Raw genomic sequence first — 24,257 nt, forward strand, 5'->3', positions numbered from 1 at the left:
TATATTTATGTTCTTTATCGTAAAAGTATGATATAGTAAAAAATAGTGAAATTTCTTCCAATATAATACAAATTACATATGATTGGTAGATTTATTATTTTGTTAAGGAGTAAATGGAAAAGGGAGAGTCATATGGTAAATTTCAAGAAAATTTTGGTTTTTATTACAGTTATTTGTTCGTTTTTTTTGACGCCCATAACATTGCGTGCTGAGACGAATATTGGAGTAAATCCAGAACAAGTTGCACCACCACCTGCGGAAGGACCGAATGTTTTTAGTCAGTTTGCAACGACAATTGATGCGAAAACAGGAGATGTTTTGTATGATAAAAACGCATATCACCGAGCATATCCTGCTAGTACGACGAAGGTGTTAACAGCGATTTTACTCATGGAGCATACAAAGCCAGAGGATCAATTTACATTTTCACAATTAGCATTAGATCAAGAGAAGAGTAATTATCAAATTGAGTTTCAACCTGGAGAGACAATTAATAGAAATACTGCGCTTATGATTTTAATGGTGCTGAGTGCGAATGATGTGTCGTATGCGATTGCGGAGCGGATTGGCGGGAGTGTTGAGAATTTCGCTAATATGATGAATGAGAAAGCGAAGCAATTAGGAGCGAAAGATAGCCACTTTGTAACACCGAATGGATTGCATGATCCGAACCATTATACGACGCCGTATGATATGGCTATGATTACGAAGGGTGTGCAAAAGTATCCTGAAATTTTACAAGCGATGAATACGAAAAGAACGACAGTTACGACGTCTAGGCAGACGGTGTCTATTTTTAATAAATCTAATTTTTTTGAAAATCCATATAGCATTGGCGGTAAGACAGGGTTTACGAATGAAGCACGTAATACACTTGTTTTATTAAATGAGAAAGATGGAAATCGTATTATAAGCGTAGTAATGGCTTCTCAAAGACCTGAAATTTATGAAGATTTGAAGCAGATGGCGGAATATTCTTTCGGTCAATTTACGAAGCAAATGGTGCTTGATAAACATAATTGGCATCAAAAAACAACATATTTAAATAAAGATGTTAATTCTGAGTTGGAACAAAGTGCGGAGCTTATGCTTAAGAAAGATGAAGGGAAAAATGTGAAAACTATTTTCCGGGCGGCTTCATTAGATAAAGAATCTTTATATCATAAAGGAATACATCGTGGTGAGGTAGTTGGTGCAGTTGATATTACGAAAAATAATCAAACAATTGCGACGGTAAATGTTCTTTCAACAGAAGATGTCACTTTTACGATGCCTAAAAAAGATACAACTATGCCTGAAGTAAAAGACTCAAATGTGAAAGTAATAAGTGTTGGGATAGGTGCGATTATATTATTTGGAGCAATTTTATATGTAGTGTTGCGCCGAAATACAAAAGGAATGAAATCAGAAGGTAAATAAATTACTAATAAAAAGACTGTGTAAAATTTTGGCACAGTCTTTTTTATATATCTTAAATAACTAATAATTGTAAATTTTCTTATTGCAATAACTTAAAGTTCGTTATATCATTTACTTGTGTTCTTGTTAAAGAACAAAGTGGATATTGCATACTTCAAATAATATAAAACAACGGAGAGGGAGAGAGACGATGAAATTAATATGGAAGATAATTAGCAACGCGATCTCATTTGTTTTATTTGCATTGATGGTTTTTTTAGCTTTTGTAGTTATTTCTTCAAAAGCAAGCGGTGGTGATCCGACAGTGATGGGATATCAATTTAAGAGCGTTCTTTCAGGATCAATGGAGCCGACGTTTTTAACAGGATCAATCATTGCAATAGAACCAAACAAAGATGGTTCTAAATATCAAAAAGGTGATGTTATTACCTTTAAAGAGAAAGATCAAAAAATTATCACTCACCGTATTATCGGTGTGAAAGATACAAATGGAAAAGTAATGTATGAAACAAAAGGGGATAACAACAATGGACCAGATTTAGAGCCAGTACTTGCAGAAAATGTAGTTGGAAAGTATGCAGATATTACAGTTCCGTATGTTGGTTATTTACTGAATTATGCGAATTCAAAAGCGGGAGCAGCATTGCTTCTTATTATTCCAGGAGTCTTTTTGCTTGGTTATTCCGCTATTTCTATTTTTGGTGCTATTCGTAGCATTGACGGAGAAAAGAAAGATAAAAAAGTAGAACAATCCGTCTAGTTCGTTTGGTTATACTTTCCGTTTAGGAAGTTAACAAATATATATTAAGGGGATATGGACATGACTTTAAAGAAAAAATTAGGAATGGGTATTACATCAGCAGTATTAGGAGCAGCTTTAGTTGGTGGAGGAACATTTGCATTTTTCAGTGATAAAGAAGTGTCAAACAATACATTTGCGGCTGGAACACTGGATTTAGCATTAAATCCATCAACAGTTGTTAACGTATCGAATTTAAAACCTGGGGATACAATTGAAAAAGAATTTAAACTAGAAAATAAAGGTTCTTTAGATATTAAAAAGGTTCTACTGAAAACAGATTATAATGTAGAAGATGTAAAGAAAGATAATAAAGATGATTTTGGTAAACATATTAAAGTAACATTCTTAAAAAATGTAGATAAGCATGAGACAATTGTGAAACAAACTACTTTAGATAAATTAAAAGGTGACACACTTACAGCTGTAGATAATGATTTATCGGCTTGGTTCTGGGATGAAAAAGGTATTTCAGCAGGTAAATCTGATAAATTCAAAGTGAAATTTGAGTTCGTTGATAATGGAAAAGATCAAAATCAATTCCAAGGCGATAAGTTACAATTAAATTGGACGTTTGATGCACAACAAACAGCAGGTGAAGAAAGATAATAATAAAAAGGGCTATCACATGGATAGCCCTTTTTCTATTTTTCTAGTATTTGTCTATCAATTTTAATAGTTCTTTACTATAATATAGATAATGTTCTGTATAAAGAACGTAATGTTCGATGGGAGAGATTAAGATGCTGAAACGACCGCGTAATTTTAAAAAGATGCTTATATTGCCGTGTATGTGTTCTATTACGTTTTATTTAGGATCTCAAATTATGACGCATACAGAAGCGGCGTTCATTCATGAAACGAAAGTAGAAGCGACGCTTTCTACAGCAATTATATTTCCGAAAACAGTTAATACGTTAAAAGAGCAATCTGAGAAACATAAACAGTTTATTGAGCGTGAGTATGGAACGATGAAGGGGAAATTGAAAGCAACTTCTATTGAAGAAATAAAACAGGCGATTTCTGTATGGCAACAAGGGCGTGAGAAAATTGTTGCTGAGAAGGAAGCTCTGCAAAATGTATATACTGAAATAGAAGCTCCTTACAATCAAATACAAGAAGAATTAAAGGTAAATAAAGATGAGTCGATGCAGCAAGTGTCCATATATGTAAATGAAGGCTTTCGCAGTATCAAAGAGAAGCGTGACTATATTGAGAAAGAAATTAGCTTGAAAGCTATTGATGAGCAAATTCAGGCTCTTCAGCAACAATTAAACGTTGCAATTGAAGCGGAAGGACAAAAGAAAGTAGAAGAACAAAAGAAAGCCGAAGAACAAAAGAAAGTAGAAGAACAAAAGAAAGCCGAAGAACAAAAGAAAGTAGAAGAACAAAAGAAAGCCGAAGAACAAAAGAAAGTAGAAGAACAAAAGAAAGCCGAAGAACAGAAGAAAGTAGAAGAACAGAAGAAAGTAGAAGAACAGAAGAAAGTAGAAGAACAGAAAAAAGTAGAAGAACAGAAAAAAGTAGAAGAGCAAAAGAAAGCGGAGGAACTGCTTTAGTGAAACAGCTAGAAAACAAGAATGTGGTGTAAGAGAGAGTGAACGAATAAGCAAGACTAGTAATATTTATACGAGTGTGAGGGAACGTTAGCCCTCACCTCTTTGTTTTTCTTTTTTCTTATAGTATTAAATGATTTGAGTGTGAAAAAAGTTATAAATTATCATCATTTTTTTCTGAAAAGTCTAAATAATATTGAGAAATAAAAATAACTGAAAATATTAATAAATATGTGTTGTGTTTATATAGGGTTGTTCGTTATAATGAACATAAGGTTTTTAAAAAAGAACACATATTAGCTAAGCTAATATAGTTTTCTTTACATCTCTTATTGAAAAATAAGTGATAAAAATATAAAAAAAAGCTAGGGGGAATTGATTGTGAGTCTGAAAAAGAAATTAGGTATGGGAGTTGCATCAGCAGCATTGGGGTTAGCTTTAATTGGTGGAGGAACATTTGCATTCTTTAGCGATAAAGAAGTATCAAACAATACATTTGCAGCTGGGACGTTAGACCTTACATTAAACCCTAAGACGCTTGTAGATATTAAAGATTTAAAACCAGGGGATTCTGTTAAGAAAGAGTTCTTATTACAAAACAGCGGTTCGTTAACTATTAAAGATGTTAAATTAGCAACAAAGTATACTGTTAAAGATGCAAAAGGTGATAATGCTGGTGAAGACTTTGGTAAGCACGTTAAAGTAAAATTCCTTTGGAACTGGGATAAACAAAGTGAGCCTGTATACGAAACAACTTTAGCAGACTTACAAAAAGTTGATCCAGATCTTTTAGCTAAAGACATCTTTGCTCCTGAGTGGGGAGAAAAGGGTGGATTAGCAGCTGGTACAGAGGATTATCTATGGGTACAATTTGAATTTGTAGATAATGGAAAAGATCAAAATATCTTCCAAGGTGATACATTGAATTTAGAATGGACATTCAATGCTAACCAAGAAGCTGGGGAAGAAAAATAATAAAAAAGCGGGTATCCCCCGCTTTTTTTATAAAGAAAAAGAAGTGCTACTTGTAAGCACTTCTTTCTATTTATTATTTTGCTTCCACTTTGTAAATTCAAGAAATTCACGAAATTGTTCTTTGGAGACACCAGAGTTCATTGCATCTTTAACGAGTTGTGTCCATTCGGAGTCTAGGTTAGTTTCCTTTGTTGTTTCATCATGAAGTAAAGTATCAACTGGAATTTGTAGAACTGCTGCGATCTTTTCAAGAAACTGAATGGAAGGGTTTTTTTGTAAATTTCGTTCTATAGAACTAATGTAAGATTTAGCAACGCCAGCTTTTTCGGCAAGTTCAGTTAATGAAATCCCTTTTTGTAAACGAAGGCGTTTTATACGTTCTCCAATCATATTTGCGCACCTTTCTATCAATATGTAGTTGTCTTATGATGTCATTATTATAACATAAACTTCGTTAAAAAGAACAAACCTATTGAGCCTGACTGGATGGCTTCATACGTTGGAAAAATTGCTCGATGTCTTGCATGGCGATACCGGCATCTAGAGCTTCAAGTATTAAATCAATCCATTCTTGATCCAGTGCGTCTGTCTTATCTTTGTACAAATGTAATTCCTCCCTAATTATCGGTCATAATTGCTGCTACAGAATACATGATAATGCAATTGGATTTTGTGTTTTATATAGTGAATTATCAAATATTGTGTAGATGAAACAAAGATAAAATCCCCATTAAACTCCCTCTATGGAAATTATAAATTGTTCGATAAAAACTTTCAATATTTTCAGAAAACATTGTTGAATTGTGATATATTCGTATGCTAACTATGAAATTTTTACAAATATATTAAAAATATTACATAATATGACTAAATATTGAAAAAATATTGAATTTTTAATAAAATTCAATTTGTAATACATATTATTTATTAGGGGAGGAAATAAGGGATGAACAAGAAACCGTTCAAAGTTTTGTCATCAATCGCTTTGACAGCTGTATTAGGCCTTTCATTCGGAGTTGGCACTCAATCTGCATATGCTGAAACGCCTGCGAATAAAACAGCTACGAGCCCAGTTGATGATCACTTAATTCCGGAAGAACGTTTAGCAGATGCGCTAAAAAAACGTGGGGTAATTGATTCGTCAGCTTCAGAGACAGAAACAAAGAAAGCAGTCGAAAAGTATGTAGAGAACAAAAAGGGTGAAAATCCTGGAAAAGAAGCAGCGAATGGGGACCAACTTACGAAAGATGCATCTGACTTTTTAAAGAAAGTGAAAGATGCGAAAGCAGACACGAAAGAAAAATTAAATCAACCAGCAACAGGCACACCTGCAGCGACAGGTCCAGTTAAAGGCGGTCTAAATGGTAAAGTACCAACTTCTCCAGCGAAACCAAAAGACTATAACGGTGAAGTTCGTAAAGACAAAGTACTCGTTTTACTTGTAGAGTACGCTGACTTTAAACATAATAATATCGACAAAGAGCCTGGATATATGTATTCTAACGATTTTAATAAAGAACATTATGAAAAAATGTTATTCGGCAACGAGCCATTCACATTAGATGATGGAAGTAAAATTGAAACGTTTAAACAATATTACGAAGAGCAATCTGGTGGTAGTTACACAGTGGACGGAACAGTTACAAAATGGTTAACAGTTCCTGGTAAAGCTGCTGATTACGGTGCAGATGCTGCTAGCGGCGGCCATGATAATAAAGGACCAAAAGGGCCACGTGATTTAGTAAAAGATGCATTAAAAGCAGCTGTAGATAGTGGTATTGATTTATCAGAGTTCGACCAATTTGATCAATATGATGTAAATGGTGATGGAAATAAAAATCAACCAGACGGTTTAATCGATCACTTAATGATTATTCATGCGGGTGTTGGACAAGAAGCAGGCGGTGGTAAATTAGGCGATGATGCAATTTGGTCGCACCGTTGGACAGTTGGACCAAAGCCATTCCCAATTGAAGGTACACAAGCGAAAGTACCATATTGGGGTGGAAAGATGGCAGCATTCGACTACACAATTGAACCAGAAGATGGAGCAGTTGGTGTATTCGCACATGAATATGGTCATGATTTAGGTCTTCCAGATGAGTACGATACACAATATAGTGGTCAAGGTGAGCCGATTGAAGCTTGGTCTATTATGAGTGGCGGAAGCTGGGCTGGTAAAATCGCTGGAACGACGCCAACGAGTTTCTCACCACAAAATAAAGAGTTTTTCCAAAAAACAATCGGTGGTAACTGGGCAAATATCGTAGAAGTAGATTACGAGAAATTAAATAAAGGTATCGGTCTAGCGACATATTTGGATCAAAGTGTTACGAAATCAGCAAGACCAGGTATGATCCGTGTTAACTTACCAGATAAAGATGTTAAAACAATTGAGCCAGCATTTGGTAAACAATATTATTACAGCACAAAAGGTGACGATCTTCATACGAAGATGGAAACACCGTTGTTCGATTTAACGAATGCAACGAATGCAAAATTTGATTTCAAGTCATTATATGAGATTGAAGCAGGTTATGATTTTCTTGAAGTACACGCTGTAACAGAAGATGGTCAACAAACGTTAATTGAAAGACTTGGTGAGAAAGCAAATAGTGGAAATGCAGATTCGACAAATGGAAAATGGATTGACAAATCATATGATTTAAGTCAATTCAAAGGCAAGAAAGTAAAATTAACATTTGATTACATTACCGATGGTGGTTTAGCATTAAATGGATTCGCTCTTGATAATGCTTCATTAACAGTAGATGGTAAAGTAGTATTCTCTGATGACGCAGAAGGTACACCACAATTAAAATTAGATGGTTTCGCTGTTTCTAACGGAACAGAGAAGAAAAGCCATAACTACTATGTTGAGTGGAGAAACTATGCTGGGGCAGATAACGCGTTGAAATTTGCTCGCGGTCCAGTATTTAACACTGGTATGGTTGTATGGTATGCAGATTCAGCTTATACAGATAACTGGGTTGGTGTACATCCAGGACACGGTTTCCTTGGTGTAGTTGATTCTCATCCAGAAGCAATTGTTGGTACTTTAAATGGTAAACCGACAGTTAAGAGTAGTACACGATTCCAAATCGCTGATGCAGCGTTCTCATTCGACAAAACGCCAGCTTGGAAAGTCGTATCTCCAACGCGTGGAACATTTACGTATGATGGCTTAGCAGGCGTACCGAAGTTTGATGATTCTAAAACGTATATTAATCAACAGATTCCAGATGCAGGACGTATTTTACCGAAGCTTGGTCTGAAGTTTGAAGTAGTAGGACAAGCTGATGATAATTCTGCAGGTGCTGTTCGTTTATATCGTTAATACTGTAAAACTACCGGGAGATTTTCTTTCGGTAGTTTTTTTGTGAGCAATGAATTTTATATAGCTGAAAAAGTCATATATAATGTAACCTTAAGAATAGAAATTTGTTATATATGAAGTCTATATAAATAATGAAAGAATTGGATAAAAATAGTGGGAGAAGGTGAGTGAATGAGTATTTCCTCTATTGTAAGTAGGCAAAAGGAATATTTTTTAAAAGGGCATACGAGAAGCATCGAAATGAGAAAGAATAATTTGAAGAAGCTTTATGAAGGCATTCAGCGTTTTGAAGAAGAAATATTTCAGGCATTGAAATTAGATTTAAATAAGTCAGTTCACGAGTCGTTTACAACGGAGGTGGGATATGTATTAAAAGAAATTTCCTTTCAATTGAAACATATGTCATCGTGGAGTAAACCGAAACGAGTTCGAACAGCGCTTACTCATGTTGGATCAAAAGGAAAAGTAGTGCCAGAACCGTATGGTGTGACGCTTATTATTGCACCGTGGAACTATCCTTTTCAATTAGCAATTGCACCACTTGTAGGAGCACTGGCAGCTGGAAATACAATCGTTTTAAAGCCATCAGAGTTAACACCAAGCGTTTCAAAAGTGCTTAAGAGAATGTTAGATGAATTATTCCCAGAAGAGCTTGTAGCGGTAGTAGAAGGTGGCGTTGAAGAGAGTACATCTTTGCTGAAGGAACCGTTTGATTATATTTTCTTTACTGGTAGTGTTGGCGTTGGAAAAGTTGTAATGGAAGCAGCAGCGAAGCAGTTGACGCCGCTCACTTTAGAACTTGGCGGGAAAAGTCCTTGTATTGTACATAAAGATGCAAAGATAGAGATGACAGCAAGAAGAATTGTTTGGGGTAAGTTTTTAAATGCAGGGCAGACGTGTGTAGCGCCTGATTATATGTACGTGCATTCTTCCGTGAAAGAAAAGCTAATTGAGGCACTGCGACATGAAATTACAGAGCAGTATAGTAAAGAACCTTTGCAAAATGAAAATTATGTGCGTATTGTAAGTGAGCGTCATTTTGAAAGATTATGTGGATTTTTACAAGATGGTCAAGTCGTAATTGGTGGAAACTATAAGAAAGATACATTACATATTGAACCGACAGTACTAGCGGATATTACATGGAAAGATACTGTTATGGAAGATGAAATTTTTGGTCCGATTTTACCAATCATAGAGTACGACAACATAGAAGATGTAATTGGCACAATCCAGCAACATCCGAAGCCGTTAGCGTTATATGTATTTTCTGAAGATAAAGAAGTACAAAAGAAAGTGACGAGTAATATTTCATATGGTGGAGGCTGTATTAATGATGTTGTCTATCATCTTGCCACGCCATATTTACCTTTTGGGGGTGTTGGAAGTAGTGGATTAGGGGGTTATCATGGGAAAGAAAGTTTTCGGACTTTTTCACATTATAAAAGCATTTTAGCCCAATCTACAGCATTCGACATGAAAATTCGTTACTCTTCTACAAAAAGTGCTTTAAAATTCATACGAAAGTTGTTAAAATGATGATGGTGTTTATCAGTAGGCGTAGCCGTATGATAATAGCCCCTTCGCAATGGAAGGGGTTTTTCTGTTCGACGTTATGTATCATGCGAAAATGAATCAAACATACTACATAAAGAATAGAAACGAACGCTTGTTAAATAACCATTTTTGTTTGGATCGAAACAAAAAATAGTCTATAGAACATAAATATTTATTCATGAATATAAAAATTTAAAATTTAAGGTAGATAGGACGGGAAAATGAAAAAGATTATTAAAGTTGAAGCAGTTGAAAAACATTTTGGAAATCAAGTGATTATCCCACCTCTTTCTTTAGATATTAAAGAGGGAGAGTTTTTAACAATTTTAGGGCCGAGTGGCTGCGGGAAAACGACTTTACTTCGTATGATCGCAGGATTTGAAACTCCAACTAAAGGGAATCTTTTATTAGATGATGAAAGAATTAACGATTTGCCGCCATATAAGCGTCATATGAACCTAGTGTTCCAACATTACGCACTATTCCCACATATGACAGTAGAGAAGAATATTTGTTTTGGTATGAAAATGCAGAAAGTATCAGCAGCAGAGCAGAAAGAGCGTGCTGAAGAGGCAATGCGTTTAACGCAGTTACTTGAGTTCCGTAATCGTAAACCTGCGAAGCTTTCTGGTGGACAACAGCAGCGTGTTGCAATTGCAAGAGCGATTGTAAATAATCCGCGTGTATTACTATTAGATGAGCCACTTGGAGCGCTTGACTTTAAGTTACGAAAAGACTTGCAACGTGAATTGAAAAACTTACAACGTAATTTAGGAATTACGTTCATATACGTAACGCACGATCAAGAAGAAGCAATGAGCATGAGCGATCGTATTGTCGTTATGAATAAAGGACATATCGAACAAATCGGAACGCCGAAAGAAATTTATAATAAGCCGAAAACATTGTTCGTTGCGACATTCATCGGTGAAAATAATATTGTGAAGAACGGGGAAGGCTATGTAGCAATTCGCCCTGAAAATGTAAAAGTACGTTCGGTTGAAGAACCAATTTTAAAAGAATACCATCTTGGACATATTGAAGATATTGAGTTTGTCGGAAATATGGAGAAGCTTTATGTACGTGATGAGAAAACATCAGAATTACTAATGGCATATCAAACTGCTGAAGAGGCAGCGCAGTGGAGCATTGGAGATAATGTATATGTAGGCTGGGAGCAAGAGGACGAGGTGACCTTAAATTGAAAAAAGGGAAATTACTCGCACTACCTACAGTCGCGTGGCTGCTAATTTTCTTCCTAATCCCGCTCGTATTCGTATTAGGATTCGCCTTCATGCAGCGCGGAGCTTACGGGACAGTAGAAATGCAATTTACGCTGGAGAATATATCCCGTGTATTTGATCCATTGTACTTAGGAACGTTATGGGAAACTGTTAAGATCGCAGTTATTACAACAGTAATATGTTTATTAATTGGTTATCCGTTTGCGTATACAATTACAATTGTTGACCGCAAATACCGCTCTATTCTTTTATTATTGGCAACGATCCCGTTTTGGATTAACTTTCTTGTTCGTTCATACGCATGGATTGTTATTTTACGTTCACAAGGTCTTGTGAATACGTTGTTATTAAAGCTTGGCATTATTAGTGAACCGTTAAATTTATTATATAATACTCCTTCTGTAATACTCGGAATGGTCTATTCTTTATTACCATTTATGATTTTACCAGTGTATGCAGCAATTGAGCAGCTGGATAAGCGTAAGCTAGAAGCGGCTTATGATTTAGGAGCAACACCAATAAAGGCATTTTGGAATATAACAGTGCCGATGACGATGTCAGGAATTGCGACTGGTTCTATTTTAGTATTCGTTTCTTCTATCGGAATGTTTGTTGTATCAGACGTGATGGGCGGATCGAAAGTAGCATTAATCGGAAACGTTATTCAAAATCAATTCTTAGGTGCACGTGACTGGCCGTTTGGATCTGCGTTATCGATTATCGTTGTTCTATTCTCTGTTCTGTTAATTTACTTATATTATCGTGCAACGAAAGTATATAAATATAATGAGAACGGAGGGGAATAGGCAAAGATGAAGAAGTTTTTAGTTTCTTATTCTTGGTTAATTTTGTTATTCTTGTATTTTCCAATGATGGTTTTAATGGTCTATTCTTTCAACGACTCTCGCATTAATGCGGAGTGGGAAGGTTTTACATTCCATTGGTATACAGATTTATTTCAAAAACAAGATGTTATTGATGCATTTGTAAATAGTATTACGATTGCAGTTATAACAACGATTGTGACAACGGTACTTGGTGTATTCTTTGCAATTGCTTTACATCGTTATAAATATCGTTTCGAAGGGGCTATTAATGGCCTTGTATATTTACCAATTTTAATTCCTGATATTTTAATGGGATTATCTTTACTAATTCTTTTCAGTCAGTTAGGAATGGAACTTGGACAAACAACGATTATTATTGCACATATTACATTTAGTATTTCGTTTGTTGTTGTTATTTTAGCTGCGCGTCTTTCAAGTATGGGACGTGACTTAGAAGAAGCTGCAAATGATCTAGGAGCAACACCTTGGCAAACGTTTCGTTATGTAACGTTCCCAGCAATTGTACCGGGAGTTATTTCGGCAGCATTATTAACATTCACATTATCAATTGATGATTTTGTAATTAGTTTCTTCGTATCAGGACCAGGATCAACAACATTGCCACTATACATTTACAGTATGGTTAAGCGCGGAGTATCACCAGAAATTAATGCTCTTTCTACAATTTTAATTGTTGCTATCGTAGGATTAATGGTTCTATCTGAAATCTTCCGGAACAAAGGTGCAGATGGTGAAGAAAACTCTGGAGGACACCTTCCTTTATAATACGAACGATATAGAAAGTACAAGGGGGTAATAAACCGATGAAATTAATGAAAAGAATAGCTGGCGCAGCAATTAGCTTTAGCCTTGTTGCTGGTGTGCTTGCTGGTTGTGGTGAAAAGAAAGAAGAATTAAATATTTATAGTTGGGCTGACAATTTTGATGAGCAAGTGCTAAAAGATTTTGAAAAGAAGTATAATGTGAAAATTAACTATGACAAGTACGCAAGTAATGAAGAAATGCTTGCGAAATTACAAGCTGGTGGCGCAAAGTATGACTTAATTCAGCCGTCGGATTACATGGTTAAAACAATGGCGAAAATGGACTTATTAGCGCCGTTAGATAAAAAGAATATCCCGAATATCGAAAATATGGTTTCTAATTTTAAAACACCTGCGTTTGATCCAGAGAATAAATATTCTTTAGTGTACACTTGGGGTGTAACAGGGATTGCATACAATAAAAAGTATGTGAAAGAAGCACCTACAAGCTGGGCGGACTTATGGAATGAGAAATATAAAGGACATGTAACGTTACTGAACGATTCTCGTGAAGTATTAGGAGTGGGTCTTAAGAAGCACGGGTTCTCAAACAGTACGAAAGACGATGCACAATTAAAGACAGCAGCAGATGATTTAAAGAAGCTGCTTCCAAACTTATTAGCATTTGATACAGATAACATTAAACAAAAATTCATTACAGAAGATGCTTGGATCGGAACAGTTTGGTCTGGAGATGCAGCATTTATCGCAAAAGATAATAAAGATGTAGAATATGTTGTACCAAAAGAAGGCGGCACAATTTGGGCTGATACGTTAGCAATTCCAAAAGGTGCAAAACATAAAGAGCTTGCTGAGAAATTTATGAACTACTTACTAGATGAAAAAGTAAGTGTGAAAAACTACGAGTCAATTGGTTACAGTAATCCAAATGAAAAAGCTCATCCTCTTCATAGTAAAGAATACCGTGATAATCACATGATTTTCTTAACGAAAGAAGAGTTAGATCGTACAGAATGGCTTGTTGATGTAGACGATAAGTTAAAAGACTATGATCGTTACTGGACAGAGCTAAAAACAAAAGGTAAATAAGCAAGGAAATGCGGTTTCTAAAGTAGAAATCGCATTTTTTCATAGTAGGAGGAAATCGTTTGAAGAAGAAGTTACATCAGTATGAGGTAATGTGTATCGGTTTGTTATTTGCTGTATTTGGTATTGTTGCTTGGCGCGTACATGCAGGTGGCGTTACAGTGATGGATACATATGTCCGTGGATTAGTAAGAGGGCTACAAACGGAAAGTTCGCTTACATTTTTCTCGTACTTTACAAAATTGGGATCAGCAATTGGGATAGTCGCTACGCTCGTTATAAGTTTGCTTGTTTTTTGGAAGAAGCGTTATTATGCTGCGATGATTGTATATCCAATGGGAATTTTAATAACACATCTTGTGAATAAAGGGATAAAAGAGATTGTAAAGAGAGAACGTCCGTCATTAAATGAAGCGCTAGATGCACTTGGGTATAGTTTTCCTAGTGGACATGCAATGTTATCGATTATGACATTTGGATTTCTTACTTATATCATTGCTGCTAATTTGAAAAGCGTAGCTGGGAAATGTGTCACAACGATTTTGATGGGTATAGTAATTCTATCGATTGGATTAAGTAGAGTCATTTTAAATGTACATTACCCAACTGATATTTTAGCTGGTTACTGCGTAGGTGGTATTTTGTTAATTATCGCGATTTACTACCATCGTTTACTTACTGAGAGATTAGGGCTTAATAAAGAGAGATAGAAAAACGTCTGGAAAAACTATTATTATAGTTTTTCCAGACGTTTTTTGTTTATATCAAGATGTGATACAGTATAAGTGACAATTGAATTATGTAAAGTAGGTGAAAATGTGTGAAGACAAATGTACATAAAGTTGATAAGTGGGGGAAGTTAGGAGCCTTTTTGTATCAGTTTCGTTATACAGTAATTGTAGCGTTACTGTTGCTCGCAATCGCACTTGGGATTTTTGCTCCAAAGCTACCGGGAGTATTAGGTGGTGACGGTTTCCAAACGGAAGGCGACTATCAAAAAACGAAAGAAATTTTAGATAAAGATTTTAAGAAGTCTCAAGATACGCTGCTGCTCGTTTTTGAGAAAAATAAAGATGCTTCGCATGAGGAATTTAAAAAGCGAATAAATGAAATTGTAAAGAATGTTCAAGAGAAAGAGAACTATGAATCTTTCCATCACCCAATCCAAAATAAAGAAATGCTACAAGATGACATCGGCTATGCGACAATTTTATTTTCCGGGAAAACAAATAAGGAACGAATGGAAAAGACATTACAATTTGCTGATGAGATTGAGAAAGAAAGTAATATAGCATTAAAAGTAACACCTACAGGGTTTCCGAAAATTAATAAAGAGATTAATGAAAGAACGCAAAATGATTTAAAAGTAGCAGAGATGATTGGATTACCAATTGCGTTTCTTGTATTACTATTTTCGTTTGGTAGTCTTTTGGCATCAATTTTACCGATTTTGAATGGGGCGCTTAGTGTTATTAGTACGATGGGTATATTGTATTTCATCGGTGTTGATAAAGAACTATCTATTTTCGTGTTAAACGTTGCACCGATGATTGGACTTGCATTATCTATTGATTTTGCGCTATTATTTGTGAACCGTTTTCGAGAGGAAGTTGCTAAACGAACGGTAAAAGAAGCGATAGCAATTACATATCAAACGGCAGGACGTGCGATTGTATTTTCAGGATTATGCGTATTTGTTGGGTTATCCGGTTTGTTTTTCTTTAAGATAGATTATATTCAATCTGTCGCGATTAGCGGAATGATTGTTGTCATTATGAGTATTTTATTCTCACTCACACTTCTTCCAGCACTATTATCGTTAATCGGTAAAAGAATATTAAAAAAGAATCAAGTAGCACATACGCCGGCAAAAGCATGGCGTAAATTTGCACAATTTGTGATGAAACATCCAATTGCAATGATTATTGTTGTTACAACATTTATTGTTATTTGCTTATTACCGTTACGTACAGCTAATTTGCAGTTCCCTGGTGTTGAAGCTTTACCTGAAAAGAGTGATACAAGGATTGCATATGAAAAGTATGAAGAAGCATTTAATGAAACTGTCAAAACACACGCTGATGTTACATTAGTTGTAGAGACGAAAAAAGATATGAAAGAAAAAGAAAGTCTACAAAAGATAGAAGAAGTCGTTCAAAAGTTAAAAGATGATAAGAAAGTACATGAAGTAAGAAGTTTATACGACGGGTTAACTGGAATGAAAGCAGATCAAGTTGTTGGAATGTTGCAGTCGCCAGAATCAGCGAAACTAACTCCTGTATTTGAAGCATACACGCAAGGGAATAAGACGACGATAGAAATCTTTTTGAAAACAAAACCACGTACAGAGACTGCAAAACAGTGGGTACGTGACTTTAAAAAGAACTATAAAGAAACGGATGTTACGTATTATCTAGGCGGAATGACGACGTTTCAACAAGAATTAGAAGATGAAATTAAAGATAAAGTTGTAATTGGTATGTCTGTTATATTTGGATCGACCTTTGTTATATTATTATTTGCATTCCGATCTATACTCATTCCAATTAAGGCAATTGTTATGAATATACTTAGTTTAAGTGCAACCATTGGAATTGTTGTTTGGTTATTTGAAGGTGGTCATTTCGGTTTAGAAGCAAGTCCGGTTCTGTTTGTCTTACCAATCTTCATTTTTGGCCTCGTATTTGGGCTTAGTATGGATTATGAAGTATTTCTTATTTCACGTATTCATGAGCTCTATGAAGAAACAGGAGATAACGATCAAGCAACGTTAGAAGGGCTCGTTTCAACAAGTAGAATTATTACATCAGCTGCTTTAATAATGATTGTTGTAACTGGTGCATTCGCATTTACTGATATTTTACCAGTAAAGCAGATGGGTCTTGGTGTTGCATTAGCAATATTTCTTGATGCAACAATTATTCGTCTTATGCTCGTACCAAGCTTAATGAAGTTATTTGGAGACTGGAACTGGTGGTTACCATTTCGAAAAAAAAGAGAAAAAGCATCATAAAAAATGCTCATCAATATGATGAGCATTTTTTATGAATAGCAAAGCCTACATTTTGCAAATAGTATGTGATAAGAACATTACATAATAAGTAGGTGAAGGCAATGTTTCGTTATTTTAAGTTTAAGTTAAATGATACAGTACAGTTTGCCGAGAACGATGGGCATATGTATCGCATTGTCGGTTATCGGTTAGAAAAAGGGTTTTATCCAAAAGATGAATGGACTCATATCATTTATGAACTACTTAGAGAATTTGACGGGTATACGATGGATGCAGAAGAGGAAGAACTTGTAAAGGTCGTTCAAGTAGAGGATGAGTATTACAAAATACAAGAAGTATCAGGTTATCGCTATCCAGTAAAAATGAAACAAAAACAACAAGTGATGAAAATAGAAAAGATGGACGATTTATTAGATGCTTACAATGATTATAAAAGGTTGGCGGATTTCTTTAAAGATTTATCGTATGAACAAAAAGCTGAAGAAGTATTGTTAGAAATGAAAAGACTTAGAGCTTGAGGGGCAGTCTATTATAAGACTGTCCTCTATTTTTGACGGTGCATCAAAGTGTGTTTTCCGTTACAATGAGAGAATCAATAGAAATAAGGTGATAAACAGTATGGAAACAAAGAAAAAGGGTGAATGGTGTGAAATTACCGTTCCAGCTAAATGGAATGGTATAAGTATTGAATCGGTATTAAAAGTAGAATGGGAAATACCGAAAAAGCTATTACATCAGCTTCGTATGGAAAAAGGTGTTACGGTTAACGGGGAACAAAGAAGATGGAATGAGCTTTTAAAAGAGAACGATAAGTTACAAGTCCATATGTTTGCGGAGGAAGAGTACGGTGTAGATCCAGAATATGGTGAATTACATGTAGTATACGAAGATGATCACGTACTTATCGTAAATAAACCAGAGCAAATGGACACGCACCCTGCTGAAAAAGGTGGAACCGGGACGCTTGCAAATCTTGTTGCTTTTCATTTTCAAATGCAAGGTTTAGAGACGAAGGTGCGTCATATTCATCGTTTAGATAAAGATACGACAGGTGGTGTCGTGTTTGCTAAGCATAGAATTGCTGGTTCAATTATGGATCGCTTATTAATGGAAAGAAAAATTAAAAGAACGTACGCAGCGCTCGTTGAAGGGAAAGTAAAGAAGAAAAAAGGAAAGATTGATGCTGCTATCGGAAGGGATCGCCATCATGCTACAAGGCGTCGTATTTCTCCAAAAGGTGACCAAGCTATCACATATTATAAAGTAGAAAAGTATTTTAAGAAGCAAAACACGACTTTCGTAACGTTACAATTAGAAACGGGTAGAACACATCAAATTCGTGTTCATATGAGTCATAATGGTAATCCATTAGTTGGGGATGTATTATATGGTGGACAAACAAAATATATGTCCAGTCAGGCATTGCATGCGATGAAGATAAATTTCTTGCATCCAATTACGAAAGAAGCGATTGAAGTTGATGTGCCGTTTCCTACAAAGTTAAATAATAAAATAAAAGAATTTCAAAAAGAAAATGCGTAAAGTATAAGTTTTAACTTGAAAAAAGTAGATTTTTGCAGGGATTTCTCTAAAAGAAGCGAAGCCGTTAAGAGAAAAGAGAGGTGAGAATCACTTGATTAAATATAAGTATGTACTGGGAATATTTTTCGCTTGTCTTTTACTTACTCTATTTCTCTATCCCTATTTACCAAATCGTATGGCAGTACATTGGAATGTAAATGGTCAGCCAAACGAGTTTATGAGTAAACAAGTCGTTGTAGCATTTATTCCCTGTTTTATTATTTTTTCATATGGATTTTTGTATATTATTTCACATAATATATTTAAGTTTAATGAAAGAGAGCATGGTATTATAGGCGGATTTATAAAGAAAATTACGTTATTTATGTTGTTTATTCATACGCTTATCCTCTTTATTAATTTTGGGGATTTGATATCCTTTCAAACAGGATTAACGATTGGGATTAGTATGTTTCTTTTTATGCTGAGTAAAGAATTTAAGAAAATAAAAGGCAAAGAAAAAGAAAAAGATCCAATTAAATTACAAAAAATTTGTTTAGTGAGTAGACGGATTTTTCAAGTGATGGCATGTGGCATATTGTTTTCATTGTTTTTGAACTTAGAGTGGGGATTTTATGTATTGCTTAGTGTAATAAGCTGTGGATCTATGTTGTTTATGTTATATATTTTCTATTCATACATAATAGAAAGCTATGAAACTTAAAAAAGAGTCTTCTCATTATGAGAAGACTCTTTTAATCTATTTACTTCGTAATAAATTGTTGTGTCCAGTAGTTGCCGCTTTCTACATAACCAACACCGATGTGAGTGAAGCCGTTATTTAAGATGTTTGCACGGTGTCCAGCGCTGTTCATCCAAGCTTGTACTACTTCTTCAGGTGTACGTTGACCTTGAGCGATGTTTTCACCTGCAGATGTATAAGAAATACCAAATTTCTTCATCATGTCAAACGGAGACCCGTATGTAGGGCTGTTATGATCAAAGTAGTTGTTTTTTTGCATATCTTCAGACTTAATACGTGCTACTTTGCTTAATTCAGTATCGATTTTTAGTGCTGGTAAGCCTTGTTTTGCACGCTCAGCGTTTGTTAATTCAACAACACGTTGTTCAAACTCGCTTAAAGATTTTGCTTCTTCAGCAGGCTTTTGCTCAGCTGGTTTTTGAGTATTGTTGTTTTCAGCAGGCTTTTGAGCTTCTGGTTTTTGAACTTCTTCAGCAGGCTTTTGCTCGGCAGGTTTTTGCTCAACTGGCTTTTGAGTTTCTGGCTTAGCTGTTGGTTGCTCAGTTACAACATTTTCAGTAGGTTGTTGACCAGGAATGAAGCAGTTTGGTTGGAAGTTTCCTTGTTGCCATTGTGCTAATGATTCAACTCCCATAGATTGTAAGAATGCTTGTAATTCTTGTTGGCTCATTTGTTTCATCATTACTTTTGAATACTGAATATTTTGAACCTTTACGTTAGATGGTTGTACTGTTGCAGCTTGTGCATCTAGAGAAGATACTCCTAAAGTAAGAGCTGTTGCAGCAGCTACAGATAATAAAACACGCTTTTTCATGATGTGTGTCCCCCTATATAAAGTTTTAATTTGTTTTCACACGATTTGTTTTTGACAGCCTGTCTGACTGACAAATTCATCGTAGCATACAATTTGCGAGAAAAAAGATGGAAAAAAATTCATAGACTTTAAAATTACCTAATTTATCCTAAGAGAAGAAGGGGGTAAAAATAAGAGAAATATAGAGTATAAAAGGAATTTATAGTGTTTTTATACTTGGTTTTAAGAGGGGATTTTTGGATAAAGTTACCTAAATAGAAAATGAAGAATCCTATTGTATCAATGGTTTGAACGATTTTTCGAGGAATATAATGGATTGATTTTTACAAAACTGTAATGTTTCTGTTGTTCTTTTTTATAATAAAGTAACATATTTTTAATGTTGTAGCAGACAAAAAAGCGGCTATCTCTTTACATAGACGAAGGAGATAGCCGTTTTCCTATTATTACGTATGTTACGAGTTATTACGAGTTAGTTTCAATTGCTTCTAATAATAAATCCACAATGTGAATTCCTCTCATTTTATGAGAAAGCCCTTCTCGCTCAATGCCCAATTTCATTTGTAATAAACAACCTGGATTTGCAGCAACAATGGTTGCTGCTTCTGTTTCATGCACACGGTCCATTTTGTAATCTAGAAATTCCATTGATAACTCTGAATGAACAATATTGTAAATACCAGCAGAGCCACAGCAGCGGTCGGCATCTTTCATTTCTCGATATGTTGCACCTTGGATAGCCTCTAGTAACATACGAGGTTCAGAAGATATGCGCATAACATTGCGTAAATGACAAGAGTCTTGATACGTAATAACCTGCGGCGTGAGTCGTAAGTCAGTTCGCTTATGGAAGTCTAGTTCTACTAGTATAGCAGTAATATCTTTAATTTTAGAAACAAACTGCTTAGCACGTTCAGCCCAATCCGGATCATCCTTTAAAAGATAATCATAGTCTACAAGATAAGCCCCGCAACCACCTGCATTCGTAATAATATAGTCGATGTTTAAATTTTCGAATGCTTTTATATTTCGCTTTGCTAATTCTTTTGCTCCACTCTTTTCACCAGCATGTCCATGCAATGCACCGCAGCAACTTTGTGTTTTCGGAATAACGATATCACAACCAGCTAATTGAAGAAGTTTCATCGTTGCATTATTTGTTTCTAAAAACATCGTATCCATTAAGCAGCCTGTAAAGAATGCAACTTGTTTTTTCTTTGTACTTTCTGCAGGTAAAAATGAAGGACGATCTTTCATCGCTTTCATTTTAGGGACTTTTGGTAAAACGAGATCCATCGTTGCAAGGGTTTCAGGGAATAACTTCATAATCCCTGTTTTATGTGTTAGCGTTTGTAAACCAGAACGTTGATAAAATCCGATTAGTCCAGTTAATGTTCTCATTCGATTTTGATGGGGGAATAATCCTTCAAAAACGACTTTTCGAACAGCTTTCACTGGCACTGAGAATTTTTTATTTTGATTAATAATATCACGAGCTTCTTCTAATAAATGTCCATAATTTACACCAGATGGACAAACAGGCTCACAAGCACGGCAACCAAGACAAACGTTTAATGTATTTTCAACATCTTCATCTGGTTCGATTAAACCATCAACGACTGCTTTCATTAATGCAATACGTCCGCGCGGTGAATGTGACTCTTTATATCCGGATTGAATGTAGGTAGGACAAGTAGGTAAACAAAAACCGCATCGCATACAGTTTAGTAATTCATCTTCACTTAATCGTTCTTTAAATTCTTTTTGAATATTTTCTTTATTTAATGTGGTCATCGCTCAACCACCACTCTTTTTCGAGTGTCTTTCGCGAACATTTTTCCAGGATTCATAATGTTATTTGGATCGAAAGCTTGCTTTATTCCTTGCATAGCTGCAATACCTTCTTTACCTAATTTCATTTCTAAATATGGAGCTTTCATTGCACCAACACCATGTTCACCAGTAATTGTGCCACCAAGTTCAATTGCTTTCGCAAATATTTCAGCAAAAGCTTGCTCAGCTCGGTGCATCTCTTCTGCATTACGAGCGTCTGTCATACAAGTTGGATGTAAATTACCATCACCAGCATGTCCAAACGTACAAATAGGAATATTATATTTTTTTGCAATGGCATTAATAGCTTCAACCATCGGAGCGATTTGTGAACGTGGTACAGTCGCATCTTCTAATATTGTAGTAGGTTTTAATCGTGCGAGCGCTGATAGAGCACTACGGCGAGCGGTACGAAGCGCATCTGCTTCTGTTTCACCTTTTGCAACGCGAACATCAACCGCATTCATAGAGTGACAAACGTTAGCCATTTTTTCAATATCTCGATTGACTACTTCGGGCGGACCGTCTTGTTCGATTAATAAAATTGCTTTTACATCTGTAGGTAAACCGATTTGTGCAAACGCTTCTACTACTTCAATTGTCGGTTGGTCTAAAAACTCCAGTGTTGCTGGAATGATTTTATTTGCAATAATAGAAGAAACAGCACGTGCAGCTTCATTAATATCTTCATATAGTGCAAGCATTGTTTTCTTTGTTTCAGGCATAGGAACAAGTTTTAATATAGCTTCTGTTACCACGCCAAGTGTTCCTTCAGAACCGATAAATAAACGAGTTAAATCGTAACCAGCTACATCTTTTGCTAATTTACCACCAGTGCGAATAATATCGCCATTTGGTAAGACAAGTTCAAGCCCCATTACATAATCACGTGTTACGCCATATTTCAAACCGCGTAATCCACCTGAGTTTTCATTAATATTACCGCCGATTGTAGAAATTTTCATCGAGCTTGGATCTGGTGGATAAAATAAACCTTTTTCTTCTACCGCTTTAATAATATCAAGTGTAATGACACCAGCTTGTACAGTAATTGTTAAGTTTTCTTCATCAATTTCTAAAATATTGTTCATATGGCGGAAAATAAGGACGATACCGCCTTCAAGTGGACATGTTCCTGCGCAAAGGTTTGTTCCAGACCCGCGCACATACACAGGGATTTTGTGAGTGTTACATACTTTTAACACTTCAGCTACTTCATTTGTATTACGAGGAGCAATGACTGCATCAGGCATTGCTTGGAAGTTTGGAGTGGCATCATAACTATAAGTTAAACGCCCCATATTGGATGTATCTACATTATCTTCGCCAACAATAGATACGAATGAATGAATAATTTGTTTTTCTAACATTGGAAATCCCCCTCAAACTGTTAACGTGTTTAGTTATAATAAACAACGTGGTAACAGTGCTTTCATTATAATGATAAAAAAGTCGAGGGATTCTTTCTATGTATAATCATCTAAAGATTAATCTGTTTTATCATTCTTTTTTGTATAATTATCTAATAGGAGAAGTGCGAAGTACAAAACGTTTAAGTCTTTGAATTGTTTTGGATCAAGTCCTGTATGTTCTTCAATCTTTTTTAGCCTGTAATGTAATGTGTTAATGTGTATATGTAATTGTTTAGCCGTCTGTTTATAAGATTGGTTATAATCGATAAATAAGCGTAAAGTTTGCATAAGCTCAGGAAATGATAATAAGTTTTCGATGGTACGCTCTAGAAATTGTTCACGCGTTTCGACAGAAATATCTTGTAAACACATTTCTAAACGTAAATCTTCATTAAATACAATTTTTTTCGTCTCCAATGATACAGAAAGAGCGCGTAATGCTTGTTCGTAACATATGCTCATATTGTTTGGGGTAACTGTTTGTCCAATCCCTATATATAAAGGAATAGAAAATAAAGTTTCGCAGTCTTGTTTTAACCGTTTTAAAAATTGATAAGTTTGTTCTTTGGAGCTCATCGCTGTAAATAAAATAAAACGATCATTTCCCCAGCGAACAAATAGATGCTCTTTTGTTAAAATATTACGTATGTGTTGCCATATTTTACGCTGGAGCATCGTGTCATTTTTGCCAATAGAAAACAAAATAAGTTGTTTTTTCTTATATAAATCAATGCCAAGTGTTTTGGCGCGATCAAGAAAACTTGGAGACCACTCTGTATTTTGAAGCCAATCAAAGACAAAAGCTTCATAAGAACGGTGCTCAAGTTCTAGTTGCTCTAAAAAGTAGTTTTCATGAATTAATAATTCGGTCATCTTACGCAATATTTCTCCGTAGCGTGAAATATTTTCAGGTTCTCCTGTAATTCCAATGACACCAATTACTTCATCATGAAATAATAAAGGAAGATTCATCCCAGCCTTTACACCTTGCAATCGCCTTTCATCTTCTTTTGTAATGATGACGGTTTTCTTTTGTTTGGCACAGCGGAGTGCACCTTCATGAAATTGACCAATTCTTTCTGTATCTGTACTTGCGATAATAACGCCTTCCATATTAATGATAATAATATTTTCTGTAATTAGTCTGCGTACTTCTCGTACAATTTTATTCGCTAAATCAGGAAATAGCATAATTGACACACCTCAAATTCTATTTGTTGTACATTATATATGTAAATTGAGTAAGAAAGGGAAATTTCACACTTTCCACACATTTATTTGTTATTTTACAATTATAACGAAATCATCCGAAGATG

22 protein-coding genes are annotated in these 24,257 nt (G+C 35.3%); 16 read left to right on the forward strand and 6 right to left on the reverse strand.

Annotated features, from left to right (window positions below):
• Positions 1-132 precede the first annotated feature (132 nt).
• From GD442_RS06245 to calY, 5 genes are all read left to right on the forward strand, one after another.
• Positions 133-1,419 carry a D-alanyl-D-alanine carboxypeptidase family protein gene (locus tag GD442_RS06245; RefSeq protein WP_000247031.1) on the forward strand — a complete coding sequence of 429 codons (1,287 nt, stop codon included), beginning with the start codon at positions 133-135 and terminating at the stop codon, positions 1,417-1,419.
• Positions 1,420-1,609: 190 nt separating this feature from the next.
• Positions 1,610-2,179: a signal peptidase I SipW gene (gene sipW, locus GD442_RS06250; RefSeq protein WP_000767792.1), complete on the forward strand. Its 570-nt coding sequence runs from the start codon at positions 1,610-1,612 to the stop codon at positions 2,177-2,179.
• Between the two features lie 60 nt (positions 2,180-2,239).
• A complete protein-coding gene (locus GD442_RS06255; RefSeq protein ID WP_000172852.1) occupies positions 2,240-2,827 on the forward strand; it encodes a CalY family protein in 588 nt (195 codons plus the stop codon).
• A gap of 134 nt (positions 2,828-2,961) precedes the next feature.
• Positions 2,962-3,777, forward strand: a complete 816-nt coding sequence (locus GD442_RS06260) for a DUF4047 domain-containing protein (protein ID WP_159365063.1) — start codon at positions 2,962-2,964, stop codon at positions 3,775-3,777.
• Positions 3,778-4,155: 378 nt separating this feature from the next.
• Positions 4,156-4,749 carry a biofilm matrix protein CalY gene (gene calY / locus GD442_RS06265; protein WP_000053714.1) on the forward strand — a complete coding sequence of 198 codons (594 nt, stop codon included), beginning with the start codon at positions 4,156-4,158 and terminating at the stop codon, positions 4,747-4,749.
• A gap of 66 nt (positions 4,750-4,815) precedes the next feature.
• On the opposite strand, the gene GD442_RS06270 is transcribed toward calY, so the two are convergent.
• On the reverse strand, positions 4,816-5,139 hold the full coding sequence (locus tag GD442_RS06270; protein WP_000578884.1) for a helix-turn-helix domain-containing protein: 324 nt from the start codon (positions 5,137-5,139) through the stop codon (positions 4,816-4,818).
• Between the two features lie 79 nt (positions 5,140-5,218).
• Positions 5,219-5,353 carry an anti-repressor SinI family protein gene (locus tag GD442_RS06275; RefSeq protein ID WP_000276219.1) on the reverse strand — a complete coding sequence of 45 codons (135 nt, stop codon included), beginning with the start codon at positions 5,351-5,353 and terminating at the stop codon, positions 5,219-5,221.
• A gap of 342 nt (positions 5,354-5,695) precedes the next feature.
• Here GD442_RS06275 and inhA1 point away from each other — a divergent pair, with 342 nt between their 5' ends.
• The 11 genes from inhA1 (at position 5,696) to GD442_RS06330 (ending at position 18,843) form a co-directional block, all read left to right on the forward strand.
• Complete coding sequence (inhA1, locus tag GD442_RS06280; protein ID WP_086407902.1) at positions 5,696-8,086, forward strand: M6 family metalloprotease immune inhibitor InhA1; 2,391 nt, start codon at positions 5,696-5,698, stop codon at positions 8,084-8,086.
• A gap of 171 nt (positions 8,087-8,257) precedes the next feature.
• Complete coding sequence (locus GD442_RS06285; RefSeq protein ID WP_086407903.1) at positions 8,258-9,625, forward strand: aldehyde dehydrogenase; 1,368 nt, start codon at positions 8,258-8,260, stop codon at positions 9,623-9,625.
• A gap of 239 nt (positions 9,626-9,864) precedes the next feature.
• Positions 9,865-10,848: a spermidine/putrescine ABC transporter ATP-binding protein PotA gene (potA, locus tag GD442_RS06290; protein WP_000720333.1), complete on the forward strand. Its 984-nt coding sequence runs from the start codon at positions 9,865-9,867 to the stop codon at positions 10,846-10,848.
• Positions 10,845-11,693, forward strand: a complete 849-nt coding sequence (gene potB, locus GD442_RS06295) for a spermidine/putrescine ABC transporter permease PotB (RefSeq protein WP_000715500.1) — start codon at positions 10,845-10,847, stop codon at positions 11,691-11,693. Before potA ends, potB begins: the two co-directional genes overlap by 4 nt.
• Before the next feature lie 6 nt (positions 11,694-11,699).
• Entirely contained in the window at positions 11,700-12,500 is an 801-nt protein-coding gene (gene potC, locus GD442_RS06300; protein ID WP_000714193.1) for a spermidine/putrescine ABC transporter permease PotC, read from the forward strand.
• A 38-nt stretch (positions 12,501-12,538) separates the two neighbouring features.
• On the forward strand, positions 12,539-13,588 hold the full coding sequence (potD, locus tag GD442_RS06305) for a spermidine/putrescine ABC transporter substrate-binding protein PotD (protein WP_000772485.1): 1,050 nt from the start codon (positions 12,539-12,541) through the stop codon (positions 13,586-13,588).
• Positions 13,589-13,647: 59 nt separating this feature from the next.
• The gene (locus tag GD442_RS06310) at positions 13,648-14,295 is read left to right on the forward strand and encodes a phosphatase PAP2 family protein (protein WP_000727792.1); all 648 of its coding nucleotides are present in this window, start codon (positions 13,648-13,650) and stop codon (positions 14,293-14,295) included.
• A 110-nt stretch (positions 14,296-14,405) separates the two neighbouring features.
• Positions 14,406-16,598 (forward strand): MMPL family transporter, encoded by a 2,193-nt coding sequence (locus tag GD442_RS06315; RefSeq protein ID WP_000856409.1) that lies wholly within the window; start codon positions 14,406-14,408, stop codon positions 16,596-16,598.
• Positions 16,599-16,699: 101 nt separating this feature from the next.
• Positions 16,700-17,116, forward strand: a complete 417-nt coding sequence (locus GD442_RS06320; protein WP_000490301.1) for a hypothetical protein — start codon at positions 16,700-16,702, stop codon at positions 17,114-17,116.
• Positions 17,117-17,216: 100 nt separating this feature from the next.
• Positions 17,217-18,140 (forward strand): RluA family pseudouridine synthase, encoded by a 924-nt coding sequence (locus GD442_RS06325; RefSeq protein ID WP_000448349.1) that lies wholly within the window; start codon positions 17,217-17,219, stop codon positions 18,138-18,140.
• A 91-nt stretch (positions 18,141-18,231) separates the two neighbouring features.
• On the forward strand, positions 18,232-18,843 hold the full coding sequence (locus GD442_RS06330; protein WP_006917704.1) for a DUF1648 domain-containing protein: 612 nt from the start codon (positions 18,232-18,234) through the stop codon (positions 18,841-18,843).
• Between the two features lie 40 nt (positions 18,844-18,883).
• Here GD442_RS06330 and GD442_RS06335 read toward each other — a convergent pair whose 3' ends face one another.
• The 4 genes from GD442_RS06335 to GD442_RS06350 form a co-directional block, all read right to left on the reverse strand.
• Positions 18,884-19,696 (reverse strand): CAP domain-containing protein, encoded by an 813-nt coding sequence (locus GD442_RS06335; RefSeq protein ID WP_159365064.1) that lies wholly within the window; start codon positions 19,694-19,696, stop codon positions 18,884-18,886.
• A 465-nt stretch (positions 19,697-20,161) separates the two neighbouring features.
• Positions 20,162-21,490, reverse strand: coding sequence for a (Fe-S)-binding protein (locus GD442_RS06340; RefSeq protein WP_000209650.1), 1,329 nt, complete (start codon positions 21,488-21,490; stop codon positions 20,162-20,164).
• Complete coding sequence (glcD, locus tag GD442_RS06345) at positions 21,487-22,899, reverse strand: glycolate oxidase subunit GlcD (protein WP_000890752.1); 1,413 nt, start codon at positions 22,897-22,899, stop codon at positions 21,487-21,489. The genes GD442_RS06340 and glcD overlap by 4 nt, the downstream gene beginning before the upstream one ends.
• A gap of 117 nt (positions 22,900-23,016) precedes the next feature.
• The gene (locus GD442_RS06350) at positions 23,017-24,141 is read right to left on the reverse strand and encodes a CdaR family transcriptional regulator (protein ID WP_139849163.1); all 1,125 of its coding nucleotides are present in this window, start codon (positions 24,139-24,141) and stop codon (positions 23,017-23,019) included.
• Positions 24,142-24,257 lie beyond the last annotated feature (116 nt).

Origin of the sequence: Bacillus sp. A260 (assembly GCF_009861435.1) — a bacterium.
In the GTDB taxonomy this organism is placed as follows: domain Bacteria; phylum Bacillota; class Bacilli; order Bacillales; family Bacillaceae_G; genus Bacillus_A; species Bacillus_A cereus.